The sequence below is a fragment of the Nitratireductor sp. B36 genome, from assembly GCF_020833685.1.
In the GTDB taxonomy this organism is placed as follows: Bacteria; Pseudomonadota; Alphaproteobacteria; order Rhizobiales; family Rhizobiaceae; genus Nitratireductor.
This window is the reverse complement of record NZ_JACKZY010000003.1, coordinates 835,052-853,366: the sequence shown is the minus strand read 5'-3', so window position 1 is coordinate 853,366 and position 18,315 is coordinate 835,052. Positions and strand designations below refer to the sequence as shown.

Sequence of the window (18,315 nt, the reverse complement as noted above, 5' to 3'; positions counted from 1 at the left end):
CGCATGTTCTCATGGTTTAAGAAGCTTCTCAGTGGCAGCACCTATGCTCCACGGGAATGCCCTGAGCCCCTACCCCCGGTACCCAAGATGGATGATACCGTAACGCCTCCCGTGATCGTGGACATCTACTATGACTATCGCCCTCTCTTTGACCTCTTTGGGAAGTCAGAAGGCACAGACAAGGGTGATGGATACAACGAGACCCTCGGGTATGGGGCCTATACCGGTGGTGATGTGAACCTCACTGCTATGACACTCCGCGAAGTGGATGCACTTCAGACACGGATGCTCAAGCACCCGGCCAACAAATGGAACTCCTCAGCGGTCGGTCGGTATCAGATCGTTCGCACCACTCTACGGAAGATCAAGAAGGCACTCCAGCTAACGGACGACATGAAGTTCGACCAGAAGCTACAGGACCATATGTGTCTGCATCTCCTGGAGGGTCGAGGTCTGTCCAAGTATCTGACCGGGAAACTCTCTGAAGACGCCTTCATGACGAACCTTGCCAAGGAGTGGGCATCGATCCCAACCCCCAATGGCACCGGCTACTACAGCAACCAGAAGAAGACACCGGTAACTCCCAACCAGGTCCGCACAGTGCTGGCCGAGGTGAAGCGCCGCATTAAGGGATAAACTATGACCGACCTGACCCCCGAAGCAAGCAGGGTCCTCCAGGAGATGGAGGCAGAGCTTGCAGCCAAGCGTTCGGCCTCCGACCAGGAGGTGCTCTCCAGGGCTGACAAGGAGTTTGGCTCCGACCCGGTGAGCCGTGGCCTTGCGTCCATGGCGACAGGTATTGCCCAGGCAGGCTTTGAGACCAAGGACTTCATCTTTGGCGAACCTGAAGAGGGCAAGAAGTCGCAGACCCGACGAGACGTTGAGGCGCTGGACCGTGCGCTCGACAACGAGAGTGTCGGCTATGGATTGACTTCGGGGGTCTCGCAGATGGTTGTGGGCCTCATCGGTGCTGGTAAGTTGCTAGCTCCGGTGAAGGCCGCACAGAAGCTCAAGACGGCGGGTAAGGCCGGTCGGGCAGCCTACGAGACGGGTAAGGCAGCAGCGGCATCAGCCGTGGTCCTCGACCCCCATGAGGAACGGCTCAGTGACCTCGTGGAGTCCTTCCCCGCGCTCCAGAACCCTGTGACGGACTACCTTGCGTCGGACATCGAAGACAGCGCCGCCGAGGGACGCTTCAAGAATGCCATCGAGTCCATCGGCGTGGACTTCGCCCTCCTTGGTGCCCTCAAGGTCATCAAGCTTCTCCGGGCAGGCAAGCAGGATGCAGCCGCCAAGGAAATCGCTAAGCTGGAACGTGCCAGAGCGGCCAATGAAGACTACTTCGGGATGGACTTCGGGCCTGACCAAAAAGAGGCTCCTATAGCCCCTCAGGTAGCGCCTGTGGAGGCGATTGATGATCAGCCTACCAATCTACCGGATGCAGCGGTAAAAGCCCCTTCTGAGGCTCCTGTGGCTCAACCCAAGGAAGCCATCAGCGAGCAGCTCGGTACCAAGCCTCTCCCGGTCGATCCCAAGACGGGCGAGCCCATCAGGCCGATGCAGAAAATTGGTCCCGATGAAATCCGCACACAGGAAATCTCCGACGCCGACCTGGACACGATCCTGAAGGCATCCAAGTCAGACTCTGAGGCCATCGCCAAGTTTGGTTCCAGGGATGAAGCCATTGCGAACGGACACAGGTTTCAGAAGGACGCGCCCCTCCCCTGGCAGAAGCTTCGCACCACCGAAACATCAAGGGCACTCCTCCAGCGGACCACCGAGGTACTTCAGAAGCGGTTCGACAGGGCCAAAGGTGGTGCCGTTCTGAAGGACAGAAATGTCCGACAACTGGTGAATGACATTGCCAATCTCTATGAGGAGGACCCCGCGTTCATCCTTGGGCAGCTCTCGGAGGCCGGTGACGATGCTTCCAAGATGGTTGCCAACATGGAGGCTTCACTCCGCATCGGCAACAAGATGTTCAACGATGTTGATGAGCTGGCAGCACGTATCCGAGCAGGTAGTCTCCAGGAGTTCGGGGGCAATACCGCACTCGCCCACGAGGAGCTGAAGGCTCGTCTCTCGGTTGCCTTGGATACGCTCGCAGCAGGTAACTCCATCCTGTCCAACTCAGGTAGGTCCCTGCGGCGGGCTCGGGGTCAATTCCGCTTCCGGCCAAAGGACCTGGAGCGCCTCAAATCGATGGACCCAGAGAAGCTTGTCGTGGTTATGGAGAAGGCTGGAGGTGATCCCCGCAAGGTTGCGATGATCCTAGATGAGACCTGGAACAAGAGGGTTATGGACGAGGTTTCGTTCCACCTCACCAACGGTCTCCTCTGGATGTGGCCGACACATCTGGTGAATACAACCACTAACGCCCTCATGATGGTGGGAAGGCCCACAGAGAAGCTCTTCGGGTCTAGCGCTCTCAGACTACTCACAAAGGACCCGGCTCGACGGGCAGAACTTTCGGCGGTGGCGCGACAGGCCAAGAAGGAATATCTGTACACGGTGACTGCCCTCAGTGAGGGTTGGACCAACGCGGTAGAAGCATTCCGTCGAGGTGATTCAATCCTGAATCCCCACAACACGGAGTTCTTTGACGTTGGGGTCCAGACGCAGGAGCTGCCCTGGCGTCCTGTACAAAGCATCAACGATATTGCCTACAACGCCTTCGTATCTGCACGTTATCGCAACTTTGTGGGACTTCCGACACGGACCCTCGGTGCGGCGGATGAGTTCTTCAAGACACTTCGATACCGTGCGGTCATCCAGGCACGTGCGGCGGTTGAAGCGTCAGAGAGGGGTTTGTCTGGGAAGGAGGCGAAAGCCTATATAGCTCGTTCACTAAACGACTCCATCGACCCCGCAACGGGTAGAGCCGTGGATGCAAACGCCATCCGTGAGGCTCAGTCGGTCTCATTCCAACAGGACCTAAATTACGAGACCACCATTGGGGGTAGTTTCGGTAGGGCACTTCAGAACGCTCGAAAGACTGCACCGGCTCTCGGTGTGGTGCTTCCATTCGTCAAGACCCCAGTCAACGTCATCCGCTATGGGGTGAAGCTGACCCCCGGATTGAATCTCCTCCAGAAGGAGTTCCGGGACTCTCTCTATGGGTCCATGGGGACCGAGGCACAGGCACACGCTATGGGGCAGATGTCCCTCGCGTCAATGTTCGGTGGCCTTGCCGCCTACCTTGCCAGCACAGACCAACTGACGGGAGCCGGTCCCGACGACTACAAGCTCAAGCAGGAGCTTATGGCGACCGGGTGGAAGCCGTACTCCTTCAAGTGGGAGGACGAGAACGGTGATACCAAGTACCTCACCTTGGGAAGATTTGACCCTATGGGTATGGCCTTTGGCATGGTGGCGGATATTGTTCACCTACAGAAGAAGAACCCGGAGGCCGACTACAGCGAGTTGATTGGCGCGGCGATGATCGCGGTAGCCAAGAACCTTGGGGAGAAGACGTTCCTCCTCAACCTCAACAGCGCCATGGAGGCCTTCCTCGATCCCGAGAACAGACTCGCCAAGTGGACCGGACGGACAGCCGGTTCAATGCTCCCCTTCAGTTCACTCATGCGGGGGATGAATCCCGACCCATACCTTCGGGAGGCACGGGGCTTCATCGATAGTGCAATGCGGGGCATACCAGGACTAAGCGACAAGCTGCCTCTGGCATTGGATGTCTTTGGTGATCCTATCGAGCGCTTCGTTGGTGTGGTCGATACCCAGAAGTCCGGTGACATTGTGGAAGCAGAGCACAACCGCATAATGCTTCAGACCGACAAGGGTATCGGAAAGCCAGACCCAAAGTTTGAGGGTGTTGATCTTAGGGACATTACCCTCAGCGATGGAGTGAATGCATATCAAAGGTATCAGGAGCTGGCCGGACACCTTCCCGGTCAGAGGAGCCTGAAGTCGCGCCTCGAAGACATCATTAGGTCCGAGACATATCAGGACCTCCCGGACGGGGACAGCGGTGTTCCCGGTACAAGACTCAATGCCATCGCAAAGCTCGTCGGTAAGTACCGACAACAGGCGAAGAAGGTACTTCTCCGGCAGAACCCTGAACTACGTGACCTTGTGAAGTCGCGGCAGAGGGAGGCGCATGGAGCATACCTGAAGAACCGTGAGAGCAGGCGCGAACCTGGGGCGACGGAACTCTTGAACGCCCTGCGCCCGTAACATCAAGGAACTATGATGCCGTATAGTTATACCGACCAGGGGCCTAAAGTCCCTGGTGACACCATCACGGTTGGTTTCCCGTTCATCGACAGGTCCCATGTATCGGTCCTGGTGGATGGTATCACCGTATCAGCAAGCCACTGGTCGTGGATCAACGATGGACTTCTAAAGGCTGAAGCAGGCTTCCCATCAGGTGCAAATACGCGGGTACTTCGCACCACACCCAGTGAGTTAGAGGGGACCCTCACAGGTTCGTCCTCCCTGGACTACCCCCTCATCAACAGAAACTCCAAGCGCCTCCTCTTTGTGGCCCAGGAGCAGTTCGACAAGTTCTTCGAGTACACTGCCATTCAGGGGGCACTAGAGGGCCGTATCGCTGTAATGGAATCGGCCATCGGTGACCTGGAGTTCATCGAGGGGCCAATGGGGCCTCAGGGGCCGGTGGGTCCAGTCGGCCCACGTGGTCTGGAGGGGCCAGCGGGACCTCAGGGGCCGGTCGGAGCAACAGGTGCTACCGGTGCAACAGGTCCTCAGGGAATACAGGGTCCTCAGGGCAACCGAGGGCCTGCCGGACCACAGGGGGCAATCGGCCCACAAGGTCTCCAGGGCGCTCCTGGTGCATCAGGTCCACAGGGACCTGTAGGCCCACAAGGCCTCCAAGGCCCAATAGGTCCGCAAGGTCCAGCAGGTGAATCCTTTCAACCGGATTATGTTGGCCTAGAAGTGGAGAGATCAAACCACGATCTGAAACCAAAAGGCACGTCGTTCCTCGCAACAGACATTGGTAAGCTCTACTTCAAGCTCTCCAACGCGGTAGCGGACTGGTCCATGGGTACGGACTTCGGGCGAGGCGAGCAAGGTCCTGTTGGCCCTATGGGTCCTCAAGGACCTAAGGGAGATAAAGGTGATACCGGGGAAGTTGGCCCAATAGGCCCTATGGGTCCTCAAGGCCCTCAAGGTCCAGAAGGCGAGAAGGGTGAGACCGGTCTTCAGGGGCCCCAGGGCATCCAGGGTCCAAAGGGTGACAAGGGCGATCAAGGTGAAACTGGACCCCAGGGACCTCAGGGTATCCAGGGTGATCCCGGACCTATGGGACCAGAAGGACCTATGGGGCCTCAAGGTATTCAGGGACTTACAGGAGCCACAGGTGCCCAGGGTCCCGTTGGTCCACAAGGTCCAGAAGGACCGGAGGGTCCAATTGGCCCGATGGGTCCTCAAGGACCTCAGGGTCCCAAGGGTGCTGATGGTAGTGACGCAACGGTTCCATCTCAGTCGCAGTCAACTTGGAACGGCGGCACCAACACGACCGAGAGTAAGATTAGTGCGGCCAAGCTAAAGTCGGCAATAATTGCTCACGCACCGGGAATGGAAATCTATACCGGATCATCCCAGAACAACACCGTGTTCCCTATTGGGCACATCATCTCTGCCGGATACATATCACCAGATAATCGAAATGGTCACCAGAATGCTTACCTAGTTTCGACCAGTGTATCCAATTACGCAGGTGGTGAGGCCTACGTAAGTCGTGGCGCACAGCTTTCTGGCGTATGGGCATATCGAGGTGGCACCATACTACAACGAGTAGCCTGAGGAGCAATATTCGTGAACCTTAAAAGAATTATTGGCGTCAGCTTCGCCGAGAATATTGATGACTACCACGTGATGGTTGAGCTTGAGGAACCAGGTGGCCAACCCTTCGAGTACAATTACTACCTATCTTCTATGGACCCCCATGGTCTAGCCCCTAGGCTCCGTGAGGAGGTTGCCGAGTGGATTGCCCAGGGCGGACAGGTCATGCCATTTGTCCCCCCAGCCGCACCAACACCTGAAGAGTCTCGGGCAGCAATGCCTCCATTGTCCAGGCGTCAGCTCCTACTTGGCCTATACTCCATCTCCATCACCGAGGCTCAGGTGGACGCGGCCATAGGTAGCGACACTCAGAGCATGATCGAGTGGAGGGATGCTGGATCATACCGTAGGACACACCCGCTGGTGTCCAGCCTGGCAGCATACTTCTCTCTAACAGATGTGGAGGTTGATTCCCTATGGCTCTGGGCGTCTGAGCTGTGACCGCACACTACGCATGAGTACAGAGAGGTACAATGGGACGCGATTACTCAGAGGATGATGATCTGGAGGACGACTTCTACGATAGCGGCAACGTGAGGGACATGCATCAGGACCCTCGTGCCCAGATCGGGTCGAACTCTGGGATGGAGCCAGATGATGCCATCGATGACCTGAACTTGGATGACCTCATGAAGGAAGCCCGCAAGGACCTCTTTGCGGACCTCCTCAGGGGTCTCCGATCTGGCATGTTGACACCGGCAGAGAAGAACGTCCTCAGGCAACTCCTGAAGGACAACGGAATGGTTATGGGAGACCCTAATGAAGGCGCTTCAGAGGAACCGAAGAGGCCGAAAGCGGACCTCCCGTCCTTCAGTGATCCTGAATACAATCGATGAAAGTGTAGCCTACCTGGAGACACTCCAGAGGCAGCACAAGATTACCCTACGAAGGGTGGAGTCCATCGAGCGCCGTCTCCAGCAGGAGAAAGAAGAGGCGTCTACAATTCGGGATACCCGTACAGGTTTGGCGGACTGGTTCCGCCGCCTGATGGGGCACTGAGGAAACAACCATGACGAACGGCAATGAACAGCTCCTTCGGGAGCTTCATGCGGGATTAGCCGTGGTTAAATCCCAGCAGACAGAAATCAACAGGCGGCTCGGGAAGATCGAGGAAAGCCTGGAGAAGGCCGACGAAGAGGCCGAAGAGAAGCGGGACGACTGGTGGGCATGGGTCTTGCAGACCATCGGTCAGGTGATCCTGGTCACAGTCCTGGTGACACTAGGGAAGGCGTTCGGACTGGAGCTGAGTTGGTGACACCCAACCAGCGGGCAACATCCATGTGGTCCCTCATCCGGGAGAGGCCAGCACTCTCCGTCCCCTGGTATCTCATCACCTCGTGGCTCTACTACAAGCGGGACATCTCCCTCCTCCCTGATGAGGACTACGACAGGCTCTGCAAGTTCCTCCTCGACCGTTGGAACAGCATCGAGCACCGACACAAACATTACGTGGACTTTGAAGGTCTCAGCGCGGGCACTGGGTACGCACTTACGGAGTATCCAGAGATCGTGCTTGGAGCTGCCTCAAGTCTCGCCAGAGAAGATGGATTGGTGGAATGGAACAACGCATCCCAGCAATGGGAGAAGGCGGGAGGGTAGTATACGACAACACCCCAACCGTAGTGGCGGTCTTAGTACCGTACGGGAAGAAACTTCTCGCAATTCGGCGTGGAAACGATCCTGGCAAGGGCCTACTCGGTCTTCCGGGTGGATACCACATGCGCGGCGAGACGTGGCAAGAGGCGGGTGCCAGGGAGGTCCTGGAGGAGACCGGCATCACCATACGTCCTGACCAACTGCGTCTCATCTCCATGGAGACGGACGAGTATGGGAACAACCTGGTTATCGCCAGGTGCCCTGGTCCCCAGAGGTGCGTCGATCCGATCACCACTCCTGAGGAGGTCCAAGAGATCGTGTACCTGGAGAAGACCCCCAGGGTTAAGGACGTGGCCTTTCCACGCCATCACTACGCAATGCTCGGGCACTTCAGGGGGTGGTTTGACGATGAGACATGGTAATCCACATTTCGATCCACGTATCAAGGCAGCAAGGCGGAAAGCGGCAGCGGCTGAGAGCAATCTTCGGAGGATAACACGTAGAGTCCAAGAGGAGTGCGACCACCCGGTTGTTGCGCACCTGGATGGCCGTCTCAGCGAGTATTTTGGCCCCAGTCCTTCCTGGAGAATCTGCGTACGGTGCGGCTTAGAGGAGAAGGTCAGGTACGGCACGACCACAAGCTGGAGGGGCCGTAGAGAGGACCCGTGTGGTGAAGCCCTAAGCTATGAGGAGGCCTATGCCCCCCTGAAGCTTTCTGGGAAACCACTCATCGTCTGTAGGGAGGTCTCAGAGATCAGGAGGCACAAGCCACATGGCTGATCTACAGATCGTTGACCCTCTCAAAGACCCTCCCATCAAGAAGTCAGCAAGGAACTCTACGCATCTACAGCCAATAGGACACACAGGGGATCCTATTGCGGATGACTTCCGGGTGTTTCTGACCTTACTTTGGAGACACCTAGGGCTACCTGACCCCACCCCTCTCCAGCTCGACATTGCGTGGTTCCTACAGCACCACCCGCGGTCCGGCGAGATCGACCACCTCATCATCATGGCATTCCGTGGTGCGGCCAAGAGCTGGATCACCGGTGCCTACGTACTCTGGACCCTCTACCGGGACCCCCAAAAGAAGGTCCTCGTAGCCTCCGGCTCGGTACGTCGCTCTGTGGCGTTCGTCAACTGGTGTCTCAACCTGATCGCTGAGTGGCCGGTCATCCAGCACCTGCGTCCTAAGCCAAACCAAAGACAGTCCTCCACGGCATTCGATGTGGGACCCGCACGTCCAGACCAGACGCCCTCCGTCTTTGCGGTAGGCATCACGGCACAGATCGTTGGCTTCCGAGGTGACCTCATTGTGGGCGATGACGTGGAGACCAATACGAACTCCATGACGCCGGACATGCGGGAGAAGCTGGCCGATGGTGTCCGAGAGTTTGATGCAATCATCAAGCCAGGCGGACAGATCATCTTCCTGGGTACGCCCCAGACCGAGGCCTCCATCTACAACGTCCTGGAGCGGGAACGCGGCTACGTCATCAAGATTTGGCCCGCACGGTTCCCCACCGGGAAACAACGCCGAGGCTACGGCCACAGGTTGGCAGACTGGGTGGGATGGCAACTGGATAACAACCCGAAGCTGGCCGGTCAGCCCACCGAGCCAACGCGCTTCAGTGATGAGGACTTGGCGGCTCGTGAACTATCATGGGGTAAGGCAGGCTTTGCGCTCCAGTTCATGCTGGACACCAGCCTTATGGACGTGGACCGCTACCCGCTGCGCCTGCGTGACCTGATCTGCATGTCCCTCGACCGGCGTACCGCCCCAGATTTGGTCTCCTGGGGCACTGGGGACCACTTGGCGCTAAGGGACGTGGATGTCATCGCCTTCGACGGAGATCGCGCCTACGGGCCTGCAAGCGTCTCCCAGGGCTATTCCAAGTACCAGGCAATCCGGGCCTTCATCGATCCCTCGGGCCGAGGCAAGGATGAGACCACGCTGACCATCGCTGCGGTTCTCCACTCTACGCCTTTCATCCTCAAGCAGGCCGGGTGGTTGGATGGCTTCGGCCCCAGGACCCTGGAGGAGATCGCAGAGCTACTCGTCCAGTTCAACGTCTCGGTCTGCCGGGTGGAGGAGGACTTCGGCCAAGGCATGTTCGCCCAGCTCTTGAAGCCCTACGTCAAGGAAGCCTGGGAGAAGCACAACAAGCAACTACCCAAGCTACCAGGCGAGAACCGCACCATGACAGAGATTGTCTCGGAGCGGGCCGCAAAGCAGCAGAAGGAACTTCGCATCCTGGAGGTCCTGGAGCCGCTGTTCCAGAGCAACCGGATCGTCATCGCTAAGGAGGTGCTCCAGGATGACTACCGGGCGACAATGCAACGCGATGGTACTGAGCTTCGTGACCGCTACTCGCTGATGTATCAAATCACCCGCCTCACCCGCGAGAAGGACTGCCTCACGCACGATGACCGCGTGGAGGGCCTAGCGGGCGTCCTGGGCATGTTCCTTGATGAGCTGGGCCTGATGCCTGCCAAACAGGCGGAAGCCGCTGAGGAGAAGCGCCAGGAGGAATACTGGGACAAGTTCTTCAAGGAGGCCGACCGGATCGGCAAGAGGGTGGCCAAAGGCGTTCGGAGGCGGCTTGGATTGCGACCTGGAGGGCGGCGCTAAGGCCGCTCTAATGAAATCAAGGGGTTAGCTATGCTAATAGGGTCGTACTTGTGGTGTCCCTCAAAGTAGTAACATCAAGCTAGCTCCTGGTGAGGGGGAGAGACCAATCTCCTCCTCCCCCTTGGCTACATGAAGCAGCTTCTTTTCGATCCTGCTTTAATGCTTAAAGTGACTGCATTGGGTAGCACCACCACGCCCTCCTCCCGGTATCCCATCATGGGTAGGGGATGAGAGGATAGACAATCCCCCTCCTTTAGGTGCTCAAAGTGACTGCTATCATGCCCCTCACAGCCCACGTATGGTGGTTCTGGCTGTGGTTCCGCATCAGGACTCTCCTCTGGAACCCCGGACAGCTCCAGGGGTCGCCCATCTGATAGCTCCAATTTACGCGACAATTGGCGGGCTTCCCCCCATGCCCCTCACAGTGGTCCTGCCCAGCCTTTTGTGGCGGAATGTGGCATTGTGGCCGACCATACACGACCTAACCAGTTGATTTCATTAGGCATTGCACTAGATGCTAGATCGAGTGATCATGCCACAAGGCCAGACACAAGGCCTGACATCAAGCGATTGCGTGGGGTCGCTCGTTTGATCCGATCAGTGAGACATTCCAATCACTTTGAGCACAGCTCCCTCGATCAGCTCCCTCGATCAGCTCCCTCATGCCACCACATAAGGCCATGACACGGGGTCTCATGCACTAGGCCCATGCGTGGGGTGAAGCGCGGCCTAATGGGCAGGCTGAAGGGGTCTAGACATGGTGCATATGCGTAGTGAATAGGGCATTAGGTGGCGACATCAGGAAAAAGATGATGGATGAGGCTAGACGCAGAGCCTTGATACACAAGGGGTCCAGCGACAAGCGGTAATTTTTTTCGGTATCAGTGCATTTTTTTCTTGCTGCGCACTTGCACATTATGTGGATTAGTGTATGTTCAATGCATCGGCGTCATATGCCGCTACGTCACGGACCTGAAGAGGGTCAGGACGGCTAGACAGGCCAGCCGCGAAGCGGTGCCCCAAGGGGGGAAATGGAGAGTGACAGTCTAGCTTGGCGGAAAGGGTCTAGGGCTAATGCGAGCCCTACTGAAGAGCCTAGCAAGGCGAAACCAAACAAAAGGCAATCACAATGAGCACGGTTTATCTGGGTGAAACATTCCGCAAGCATCGCGGCCAAGCTACACGGTTTGAACGATACTTTGAGGAAGAGCCAAGCGGCGACGATATGCCAGTATTTGATAGGGCGTCATATGGCGGTCGCGGCGAGTATGAGAGGCCAGACCGTTGGGAGGATCGCGTGACAATGCGCAGGCTCCCAGCCTTCAGACGTTAATGGGGTCTAATCCGCCGGAGCGCACCGGACAGGCCCAAGCCATACGAGACACGCGAGCCCCATGGAGCCCCTCCTTTTGGGGAAAAATTCGCCTCGGCGCTTCGCGCCTCGGAGGGAGCCCATACGGAGACCACGCGCCTCTCACTTGATAGACCTCCTCGGCCCTCATTGTGACACGACACTACGCATCTACCTACAATCCAAACCAAAGGACTACCACCATGGCAAAGGACAATCAGTATTACCTCCGCAAGATCATCGGGGACGCCATCGCCGATGGATGGACCATCACGGCACGTGTTGAGGATGAGGTGGACTACAGGGGCACCGACAAGCGGAAAGCCCTCGACGCTCTCACCGCATGTGATGAGATGCTCATGGTCCTCACAAAGGAAGTCGATGGGGTCACGCTCAGGGAGCGAGTCTTCATCGTCAATGACATCAGCAACGAGCCTGAAGAGATCATCGCGAACTACGCATTGACCAAGACAGGCTGGGTCGATGCTTGGTGGAACCAGAACATTGGAGCAGCAGCATGAGACAGCTCAGTCTTCCATTCGACCACGAGGTTCTCAAAGAGAAGAATGGTGTCGCCCTCGTGCAAATCAATGACCGCAATCAGACACGATATGCCACCTACCGGACCAACAAAGAGGGTCACGCCTATTGGGGCAACTACACGAACAACCAGGCTGAAGCAGAGTTCGACTTCGAGAAGAGGGCTAACCTATGACCATCTACACCATGGATGACATCGAGTGGCGTGAAGGGGAGCTTGCGGACACCGTGGAGTTCCTCAACGCCGTAAACCCTCACGGCCAGACGGCTGAACGCATCAAGGCACAAGCCTTCAGAAGCTGGGAGGATGGTGGGTACACGCCAACCTTCATCGGCACAGCAGGCTGGTACGTCACGATTATCCCCATTGAGAACAGCCAGAAGCCATTCCTCGCCCTGGTATCCGTCATGGCCTACACGGCGCGGAAGAGCTTGGAGGAGAGGCTCTGATGGTACGCACACTCACACTGACCAAGACCATCTTCAAACTCGATGAGCTGGATGACGACGCCAAGGAGAAGGCCCGAGACTGGTACCGGACAGGTGCCTTGGACTACGAATGGTGGGACGCTGTGTACGAAGACGCAGACAGGGTGGCGAAGATACTCGGTATCGAGATCACCCATAAGAAACCGGGCGTTCCATCCATCTGGTTCCAAGGGTTCTACACGCAGGGAAGCGGCTCATCGTTCGACGGTAGGTACTCCTACGCAAAGGGAGCCACAAAGGCCATCAAGGAGTATGCACCAAACGACACCGCACTCCACACGATTGCAGCCGACCTCCAGGCCATACAGCGCCGCCACTTCTACCAACTTTCAGCACATATCACCTCCGGCTGGCGGGACACAACGATAGACGTTGATGTCCTGAAGGATGGCCACTGGGATGTCCCGGAGGAGGCTGAGGAGGGCATCAAGGAAGCCATGAACGACTTCAACCACTGGGTCTTTCAGCGCCTGGAGAAAGAGTATGAATACTTGATGTCTGACGAAGCCGTGGATGAGAACATCAAGGCGAACGAGTACGAGTTCACCTCAGACGGAGAGATCGCATGAAGGGGATAATCCAGGACATCACCTCCCTCTTCACCATCATACTCTTCGTGTCAGCAGCCGGATTCTGGCTTCACTCTTTAGGCTGACACTACGCATCTTCCTACAATCAAATCCAATCCAAAGGAACCAGCCATGTCATCACATGACGAGGTAGCCCATGCATGGGCCAACAAGACCGGTCGCCACCGGAAGGGACACAATATGTTCTACGAGGGCGATACCATCTACAGCTATGGGTACCACTTCCCGATAGCCACCCTTATGGCGGACGCGGAGGGCCGCACGGTGGTGCTCTTCACCACGGACAATTACAGCACCTCAACCGCCAAGCATAAGAGCATCACGGGCCGCGCCTGTAGCCACATGACAGTCTTCCATGTGCCGCACCTGGGAGTTCACGGCTCGCGGTTCGCACTCGATGTAGGCCACCACCTCAACGTCCAAGATTACCTGAGGCGCATCACCGAGACCCTAGAGAGGGCAAAGAGGGCAAGGTCCTGGGGGCCGTTCCATCTTGAGCAGGCCGATAGGCTGATAGCTGAGGCCGAACGCTACATAACCGCCTTCTCACTCAAGGGCTACGAGGACATAGACTGGTCCCCAGAGAGCATCGTCGCGGGGGTCAAGGAGGCAACACGGCTTCAGGCTGAGCGTGAGGAAGAGGCCCGACGCAAGCGCGAAGAAGCGGCCAGAAGGAAGTATCGGGAGGAGGCATGGCCACAAATCAAGGCGTGGCTTCGAGGAGAAACCCTACCGCCCCATAAATTCCACTCCGGCTTTAGCACCAAGCGCCCTCTCCCACGCATCTCACATGATCGCGTCGAGACAACCTGGGGAGCCAACGTCCCCCTTGAAGTTGCCAAGCTTCTCTACTGGCGGTCCATCAGGTGCCGCCGCGAGCACACCGAATATGTACCGGAACGGTCAATCCATGTGGGCGACTTCAGGCTCACCAGGATCAAGCCGAACGGCGACCTCGTAGTTGGCTGTCACGACATTCCCTTCTGGTTCATGCACTACGCCGCCAAGAAGGCAGGCATCCCAGACAAACCGGCCTCCATCGCGGCCTGACTCTACGCATCTGTACAAGGAGAAACCAAGATGCTTACACCACTGACCACCAAGATGCCAATGACACCGCCTCCTCCACGACTTCACCGCAGTCCGGGAGCGCCGACCGACATTCACATCCGCACAGGGTACGGCCTAGTCGCCACCGGACGGACACCGGAAGAGGCCCAGGCTAACCTCATGGAGAAAATCCGCCAGGCTCGGGAGAACTGAGGTGGAATACAAGCTGATCCACCACCAAGCCAGCCGGACGACCTACGTGGAGACGGACGACAAGAAGAAGGTCATCATCGGATATGTCGAGCAGTTGCGACCGAGGAAGTTCCGATACGTCCGATACCTCAAGCCCAGGCCATACGAGAAGCTCTTCGGACCCAAGCAGAACCATCCGGTGTCAACGAGCCAGCACACCTACGCAGGGCGGAACACCGCAATCTGGGCTCTGAAGATCGAGCACGAGAACGCGCAGAAGGAGACGCCAGAATGACGGCCCTCCATCAACGACTGAACAAGCTCGACAGTGAGGGAACAGCTTACGAGTTGGACTACCTCACACTCATCTCCGGCTTCGTCTACAGGAACGCAGAAGTGCTCCACCACGACGAGGACTCCATCATCATCAAAACCCGAACCAATAGGGGAGAACTGATCGAGACATTCATCAACATCTCTGAAATTTCAACATCACGCATCCGCACACTCTAAGCCAAAGAACCTACGAAAGGAACACCGAATGGCAAAGAATGAACAGACCATCGGAGAGACGATCATGGAAGCAACCAAGGGTGAGGCCCAGGACAACCAGAACACAACCAACTGGGGTAGCTTCAAGGTGGAGATCGGCGTCGAACCACCCTCCCGCGCCGGACATTCCAGCAAGTATCCCTGGCACGAGTTCCCAGCCCCCGCCGACCCGGAAGACCCGAAAACATGGCCTTCTGTCTTCATCCCTGATGTCGTCGCCAAGACCATCTATGGATCGCTCAAGGCATACCGGGACAAACTACAGAAGGACGGCGAGGAGGCCCCTGAGTTCACTGTGTCCGTGAGTAAGGACCCCAAGGGTGTCCGCGTATTCCGCAAGAAGTAGCTGGATCAACATTCCAGAACTTGTGGCATCCAACTATACGTATTGACACACTATGTAATTATCCGTAACGATTTCTTTACGGATACCGGTGAGTGGGCCGCCACGGTCCTGAGGCCCCTCACACACCCAGACAACAAGGACCAGGAGAAGACACGAAATGACCAATCGCATCGCAGTCCACATGGAAGGCCAGGAAGGCGCACTCCACATTGACGGCCTCACCGGACAGATCGTCACCCCAAACCAGGAACGCCCAGAGTGGGCCGATGGATACGCGGTGGCACTTCTGGCAGAGCGCATCGGGTGGTACGAGCAGCGCCTGGGTCACCAGCTCCCAGAGGCCATCCGCAAGCCACAGCTCCTCACCGCACAGGACCTGGGGTGGATCGGAGTGGATGCCGAAGGTGACGAGGTGGAGATCGAAGCCAACGCTGAACACCGCATGGAGCTTCTTGCCGGCTACCTGGGGATCGACCGAACCGACTTCGACCAGGAGCGCAACTTTGCCGGTGCCATCGCGCAGGCTGATGTGGACCACACCTACGTGACACAAGCCACCGATGAAGCCACCCTGGAACAGGTTGAAGGGCAGGGCTTCAGCGAGACCCAGAAGAAGGCAATCAACGGTTAACTTCGCAATATGATGGGGGTCGGGGTAACGCCCGACCCTCGCCATTACCCTACGAGGAGGGTGAGGATGCTTCTGCGTATAAGCGGCCACGAGATACTGGCCGAATTATGGGAGCCGGACGGGTTCTTCAAACCGGGTTTATGGATGATGGGTTTCAACAGGAAGCGGCTAATTGCAGGTGTTGAAACCAGAGAAGCATGGATTGGACCTTTCCATTTCATGCTTTGTGCAGTAAATGTGAATATGCGTAGCAAGTATCCAGAAAAGGACACGAGAGTTCATGGACACGCCACTGAGGAGGGAAACACTTAGGGCATATCTAGAAGCCAACAGACGGGTTCAAGCAGCCCAGAACGATGGACAGATTATGCCTATAGCAATCCTCAACACCTTTCTAGGTGTTGCCATTTGGGGCCAAGACCATACCAAACAGGGAGAGCCCATAACTCTCGAACACTTAGCCGAGAACCTGGCTATTACACCCACCACACTATCTACCCACCTTAGATACCTGAGTGACAAGTATCGTTCCGGGAGAGAGGGACTAGAGCTAGTGGTCATGGAGACCTACCCACTGAATAGACGCCAGAAGGTCGTAAAACTCACGCAGAAGGGGAAAGCCCTGGCACAACAACTGGGTTTTATATTGGAAGGAAGACGGAGCGATGCCAATAACTGAGAGAGGTGGTGGATACCAAGTAACCGTCAATCGCGCCTCTGCCAAAGCAGGGTATCGCAGAATCAGACGACAAGTGCAGTCTCTGTGCGAGGCCGAAAGCCTGGAGACCGAGATCAACGAGGCGCTCGATGTCTATGGAAAGTGGCCGGTCGAGGAGGGGGACAAGCCCCTCCCCGTGCCAACCCTCCACGGAAGGAGTACCCGGACACAGGCCATCCTCACTCCAACCGGGCAGACCGGTACACTTCGCAAGGCAGCCGAGATCGCAATAGAGACACACTGGAAGGGTATGCGAAGCGAGACCCAGACCGGCTACACCTTGATGAGCGATGTCGCCTTCCTTGAGCAGCGCGGTAAGAGGGACATCGACCAGATCGTAAGTGAGGACATAGACGCCCTAGTGGCACACCACCGCGAGAAGGGGCACTCAGCCAGTTACATCAACCAGGCACTGGGGCACATCCGCAAGGTCAACCAGATCGCCCTCAAACGTCTACCGCCTCTATGCACTACCGTGATCCCAATCACGAAGCAGAAGGCCAGAAACAAGAAGACCTGGTGGCTACGCCCTGAGGATCATCAGCAAGTGTCTGAGTGGTTGCGCCGCCCTGGTGGTGATCCGCTTTTCGCCGACCTCATCGACATCATCGTCTATGAAGGCCTCCGCGTGGAAGAAGCCCTGAGATTGACCGAAGGGTGCTTCACCGGCCTGGCGGGAAACAAGCCGTGGCTTCACCCCGACGGAACCAAGACAGCAGACTCAGATAATGCCGTTCCGGTCTACCCGGAGGCACTCCCAGTCATCAAGAGGTCCATCGCCAGGGCCAAGGCCAACCGGTGGGAACGTCTATTCCCCATCTCGCCGCGTCAGGCAATGAGCCGGTGGAATACTGTCAGGGAGTTCTTAGGGGCCTCACACATCCCGACCGCCACGATGAAGTCTCTACGGCGGACCTTCGCCTGGTATGCAAACAGTCGGGGGATGCCCACCGCAACACTACAGAAGGTCCTCCGTCACCGGACCATCACGACCACCTCAGGGTACCTCAACCTTGTGGGGGCGGGTGAGCTGGAGGACAGCCGAAAATACTTTTCAAAGGACTCTACGCAACACCACACAGTACCCTCCCCAAGTGGTAACTCAGTGGGAGAGATCATCAAGGCATACGCACAGACACCTGGGGTAACACCAGAGGATGTCGCACGGTTCGCAAAGGAGCTAATGGGATGAAGAGAACGCAGGCAACAGGTACTACCGGACGCGCCCTATCGGATGCCTACACCAAGCTAGGACAGGTGAACTTGCGGTGGACTAGCGGCGCATACGCCAAGGAAGTTTATGAAGACCTGCAAGAGGTTAAGCGCCTCATCGAGGAGGCCGAAATGAAACTAATGGCTCATTTTCTTGATTAGTGGTGCCTCCTCCCGGACTCGAACCGGGACTCCCGAGAGAAACGCATTTTGAGTGCGTCGCGTCTACCAATTCCGCCAAGGAGGCTCTAATATGTCTGCTATGTCACGGGACCAGCAGATGTCAACCATTACCAGCACTGCCCAGAAGCTTTTCGGCATCTTCGCCGCCCTCGCCTTCATCCTGGTAGGGGCACCAACCATAGCCGCCCTATGGGAGACCATGTGGGGCTATTTAGGGATGCTCTTCTTCTCCATCTTCTAGTGCCACAAGAATGCCACACGTGGCAGACGCAAAGCCTTATAAACTAAGGGTGTGGCACCCGAAAACACTAGGCTCAAAATCGAGTTCCGCAAGGAGTGCTGGTTCGAGTCCGGCCAGGGGCACCAAGACATACTCCCTGTGAAATCGCCCCCCTGTAAAATCGTCTGTT

22 protein-coding genes and 1 tRNA gene are annotated in these 18,315 nt (G+C 57.0%); 22 read left to right on the top strand and 1 reads right to left on the bottom strand.

Annotated elements, in window-relative coordinates:
- Positions 1–87 precede the first annotated feature (87 nt).
- From H7H48_RS15870 to H7H48_RS15770, 21 genes are all read left to right on the top strand, one after another.
- Entirely contained in the window at positions 88–636 is a 549-nt protein-coding gene (locus H7H48_RS15870; RefSeq protein WP_229449994.1) for a hypothetical protein, read from the top strand.
- A gap of 3 nt (positions 637–639) precedes the next feature.
- Positions 640–4,191: a hypothetical protein gene (locus H7H48_RS15865; RefSeq protein WP_229449993.1), complete on the top strand. Its 3,552-nt coding sequence runs from the start codon at positions 640–642 to the stop codon at positions 4,189–4,191.
- Between the two features lie 1,605 nt (positions 4,192–5,796).
- Positions 5,797–6,264, top strand: a complete 468-nt coding sequence (locus H7H48_RS15860; protein ID WP_229449992.1) for a hypothetical protein — start codon at positions 5,797–5,799, stop codon at positions 6,262–6,264.
- Between the two features lie 32 nt (positions 6,265–6,296).
- A complete protein-coding gene (locus H7H48_RS15855; RefSeq protein ID WP_229449991.1) occupies positions 6,297–6,659 on the top strand; it encodes a hypothetical protein in 363 nt (120 codons plus the stop codon).
- A gap of 173 nt (positions 6,660–6,832) precedes the next feature.
- Positions 6,833–7,078, top strand: coding sequence for a hypothetical protein (locus tag H7H48_RS15850; protein ID WP_229449990.1), 246 nt, complete (start codon positions 6,833–6,835; stop codon positions 7,076–7,078).
- The gene (locus H7H48_RS15845; protein WP_229449989.1) at positions 7,075–7,422 is read left to right on the top strand and encodes a hypothetical protein; all 348 of its coding nucleotides are present in this window, start codon (positions 7,075–7,077) and stop codon (positions 7,420–7,422) included. The genes H7H48_RS15850 and H7H48_RS15845 overlap by 4 nt, the downstream gene beginning before the upstream one ends.
- A complete protein-coding gene (locus tag H7H48_RS15840) occupies positions 7,380–7,841 on the top strand; it encodes an NUDIX domain-containing protein (RefSeq protein ID WP_229449988.1) in 462 nt (153 codons plus the stop codon). Before H7H48_RS15845 ends, H7H48_RS15840 begins: the two co-directional genes overlap by 43 nt.
- 350 nt (positions 7,842–8,191) lie before the next feature.
- Positions 8,192–10,051, top strand: a complete 1,860-nt coding sequence (gene terL / locus H7H48_RS15835) for a phage terminase large subunit (protein ID WP_229449987.1) — start codon at positions 8,192–8,194, stop codon at positions 10,049–10,051.
- A gap of 1,554 nt (positions 10,052–11,605) precedes the next feature.
- Positions 11,606–11,923: a hypothetical protein gene (locus H7H48_RS15830; RefSeq protein WP_229449986.1), complete on the top strand. Its 318-nt coding sequence runs from the start codon at positions 11,606–11,608 to the stop codon at positions 11,921–11,923.
- The gene (locus H7H48_RS15825; RefSeq protein ID WP_229449985.1) at positions 11,920–12,117 is read left to right on the top strand and encodes a hypothetical protein; all 198 of its coding nucleotides are present in this window, start codon (positions 11,920–11,922) and stop codon (positions 12,115–12,117) included. The genes H7H48_RS15830 and H7H48_RS15825 overlap by 4 nt, the downstream gene beginning before the upstream one ends.
- On the top strand, positions 12,114–12,392 hold the full coding sequence (locus H7H48_RS15820) for a hypothetical protein (protein ID WP_229449984.1): 279 nt from the start codon (positions 12,114–12,116) through the stop codon (positions 12,390–12,392). Before H7H48_RS15825 ends, H7H48_RS15820 begins: the two co-directional genes overlap by 4 nt.
- Positions 12,392–13,000: an antitoxin of toxin-antitoxin stability system gene (locus tag H7H48_RS15815; RefSeq protein WP_229449983.1), complete on the top strand. Its 609-nt coding sequence runs from the start codon at positions 12,392–12,394 to the stop codon at positions 12,998–13,000. Before H7H48_RS15820 ends, H7H48_RS15815 begins: the two co-directional genes overlap by 1 nt.
- Positions 13,001–13,201: 201 nt before the next feature.
- On the top strand, positions 13,202–14,071 hold the full coding sequence (locus H7H48_RS15810) for a hypothetical protein (RefSeq protein WP_229449982.1): 870 nt from the start codon (positions 13,202–13,204) through the stop codon (positions 14,069–14,071).
- A 30-nt stretch (positions 14,072–14,101) separates the two neighbouring features.
- The gene (locus H7H48_RS15805) at positions 14,102–14,284 is read left to right on the top strand and encodes a hypothetical protein (protein WP_229449981.1); all 183 of its coding nucleotides are present in this window, start codon (positions 14,102–14,104) and stop codon (positions 14,282–14,284) included.
- Between the two features lies 1 nt (position 14,285).
- Entirely contained in the window at positions 14,286–14,558 is a 273-nt protein-coding gene (locus H7H48_RS15800) for a hypothetical protein (RefSeq protein ID WP_229449980.1), read from the top strand.
- Positions 14,555–14,776 (top strand): hypothetical protein, encoded by a 222-nt coding sequence (locus H7H48_RS15795; RefSeq protein WP_229449979.1) that lies wholly within the window; start codon positions 14,555–14,557, stop codon positions 14,774–14,776. The genes H7H48_RS15800 and H7H48_RS15795 overlap by 4 nt, the downstream gene beginning before the upstream one ends.
- 28 nt (positions 14,777–14,804) lie before the next feature.
- Positions 14,805–15,161, top strand: a complete 357-nt coding sequence (locus tag H7H48_RS15790; RefSeq protein WP_229449978.1) for a hypothetical protein — start codon at positions 14,805–14,807, stop codon at positions 15,159–15,161.
- A gap of 157 nt (positions 15,162–15,318) precedes the next feature.
- On the top strand, positions 15,319–15,792 hold the full coding sequence (locus H7H48_RS15785; protein WP_229449977.1) for a hypothetical protein: 474 nt from the start codon (positions 15,319–15,321) through the stop codon (positions 15,790–15,792).
- A 280-nt stretch (positions 15,793–16,072) separates the two neighbouring features.
- Positions 16,073–16,471 (top strand): hypothetical protein, encoded by a 399-nt coding sequence (locus H7H48_RS15780; RefSeq protein WP_229449976.1) that lies wholly within the window; start codon positions 16,073–16,075, stop codon positions 16,469–16,471.
- A complete protein-coding gene (locus H7H48_RS15775) occupies positions 16,458–17,702 on the top strand; it encodes a tyrosine-type recombinase/integrase (protein WP_229449975.1) in 1,245 nt (414 codons plus the stop codon). Before H7H48_RS15780 ends, H7H48_RS15775 begins: the two co-directional genes overlap by 14 nt.
- On the top strand, positions 17,699–17,884 hold the full coding sequence (locus H7H48_RS15770; RefSeq protein WP_229449974.1) for a hypothetical protein: 186 nt from the start codon (positions 17,699–17,701) through the stop codon (positions 17,882–17,884). Before H7H48_RS15775 ends, H7H48_RS15770 begins: the two co-directional genes overlap by 4 nt.
- Here the strand turns inward: H7H48_RS15770 and H7H48_RS15765 are convergent.
- Positions 17,885–17,969, bottom strand: a tRNA-Leu gene (locus H7H48_RS15765).
- A 6-nt stretch (positions 17,970–17,975) separates the two neighbouring features.
- Between H7H48_RS15765 and H7H48_RS15760 the strand changes: the two genes are divergently transcribed.
- A complete protein-coding gene (locus tag H7H48_RS15760; protein ID WP_229449973.1) occupies positions 17,976–18,146 on the top strand; it encodes a hypothetical protein in 171 nt (56 codons plus the stop codon).
- Positions 18,147–18,315: the final 169 nt, after the last annotated feature.

Excerpts from the sequence above, each read along its gene's own strand:
- H7H48_RS15825 (WP_229449985.1), top strand. The coding sequence starts at position 11,920 with ATGAGACAGCTCAGTCTTCCATTCGACCACGAGGTTCTCAAAGAGAAG.
- H7H48_RS15850 (WP_229449990.1), top strand. The coding sequence starts at position 6,833 with ATGACGAACGGCAATGAACAGCTCCTTCGGGAGCTTCATGCGGGATTA.
- H7H48_RS15770 (WP_229449974.1), top strand. The coding sequence starts at position 17,699 with ATGAAGAGAACGCAGGCAACAGGTACTACCGGACGCGCCCTATCGGAT.
- H7H48_RS15805 (WP_229449981.1), top strand. The coding sequence starts at position 14,102 with ATGCTTACACCACTGACCACCAAGATGCCAATGACACCGCCTCCTCCA.
- H7H48_RS15865 (WP_229449993.1), top strand. The coding sequence starts at position 640 with ATGACCGACCTGACCCCCGAAGCAAGCAGGGTCCTCCAGGAGATGGAG.
- H7H48_RS15815 (WP_229449983.1), top strand. The coding sequence starts at position 12,392 with ATGGTACGCACACTCACACTGACCAAGACCATCTTCAAACTCGATGAG.
- H7H48_RS15820 (WP_229449984.1), top strand. The coding sequence starts at position 12,114 with ATGACCATCTACACCATGGATGACATCGAGTGGCGTGAAGGGGAGCTT.
- H7H48_RS15870 (WP_229449994.1), top strand. The coding sequence starts at position 88 with ATGGATGATACCGTAACGCCTCCCGTGATCGTGGACATCTACTATGAC.
- H7H48_RS15775 (WP_229449975.1), top strand. The coding sequence starts at position 16,458 with ATGCCAATAACTGAGAGAGGTGGTGGATACCAAGTAACCGTCAATCGC.
- H7H48_RS15795 (WP_229449979.1), top strand. The coding sequence starts at position 14,555 with ATGACGGCCCTCCATCAACGACTGAACAAGCTCGACAGTGAGGGAACA.
- H7H48_RS15780 (WP_229449976.1), top strand. The coding sequence starts at position 16,073 with ATGGACACGCCACTGAGGAGGGAAACACTTAGGGCATATCTAGAAGCC.
- H7H48_RS15840 (WP_229449988.1), top strand. The coding sequence starts at position 7,380 with ATGGAACAACGCATCCCAGCAATGGGAGAAGGCGGGAGGGTAGTATAC.
- H7H48_RS15785 (WP_229449977.1), top strand. The coding sequence starts at position 15,319 with ATGACCAATCGCATCGCAGTCCACATGGAAGGCCAGGAAGGCGCACTC.
- H7H48_RS15760 (WP_229449973.1), top strand. The coding sequence starts at position 17,976 with ATGTCTGCTATGTCACGGGACCAGCAGATGTCAACCATTACCAGCACT.
- H7H48_RS15810 (WP_229449982.1), top strand. The coding sequence starts at position 13,202 with ATGTTCTACGAGGGCGATACCATCTACAGCTATGGGTACCACTTCCCG.
- H7H48_RS15855 (WP_229449991.1), top strand. The coding sequence starts at position 6,297 with ATGGGACGCGATTACTCAGAGGATGATGATCTGGAGGACGACTTCTAC.
- H7H48_RS15790 (WP_229449978.1), top strand. The coding sequence starts at position 14,805 with ATGGCAAAGAATGAACAGACCATCGGAGAGACGATCATGGAAGCAACC.
- terL (WP_229449987.1), top strand. The coding sequence starts at position 8,192 with ATGGCTGATCTACAGATCGTTGACCCTCTCAAAGACCCTCCCATCAAG.
- H7H48_RS15830 (WP_229449986.1), top strand. The coding sequence starts at position 11,606 with ATGGCAAAGGACAATCAGTATTACCTCCGCAAGATCATCGGGGACGCC.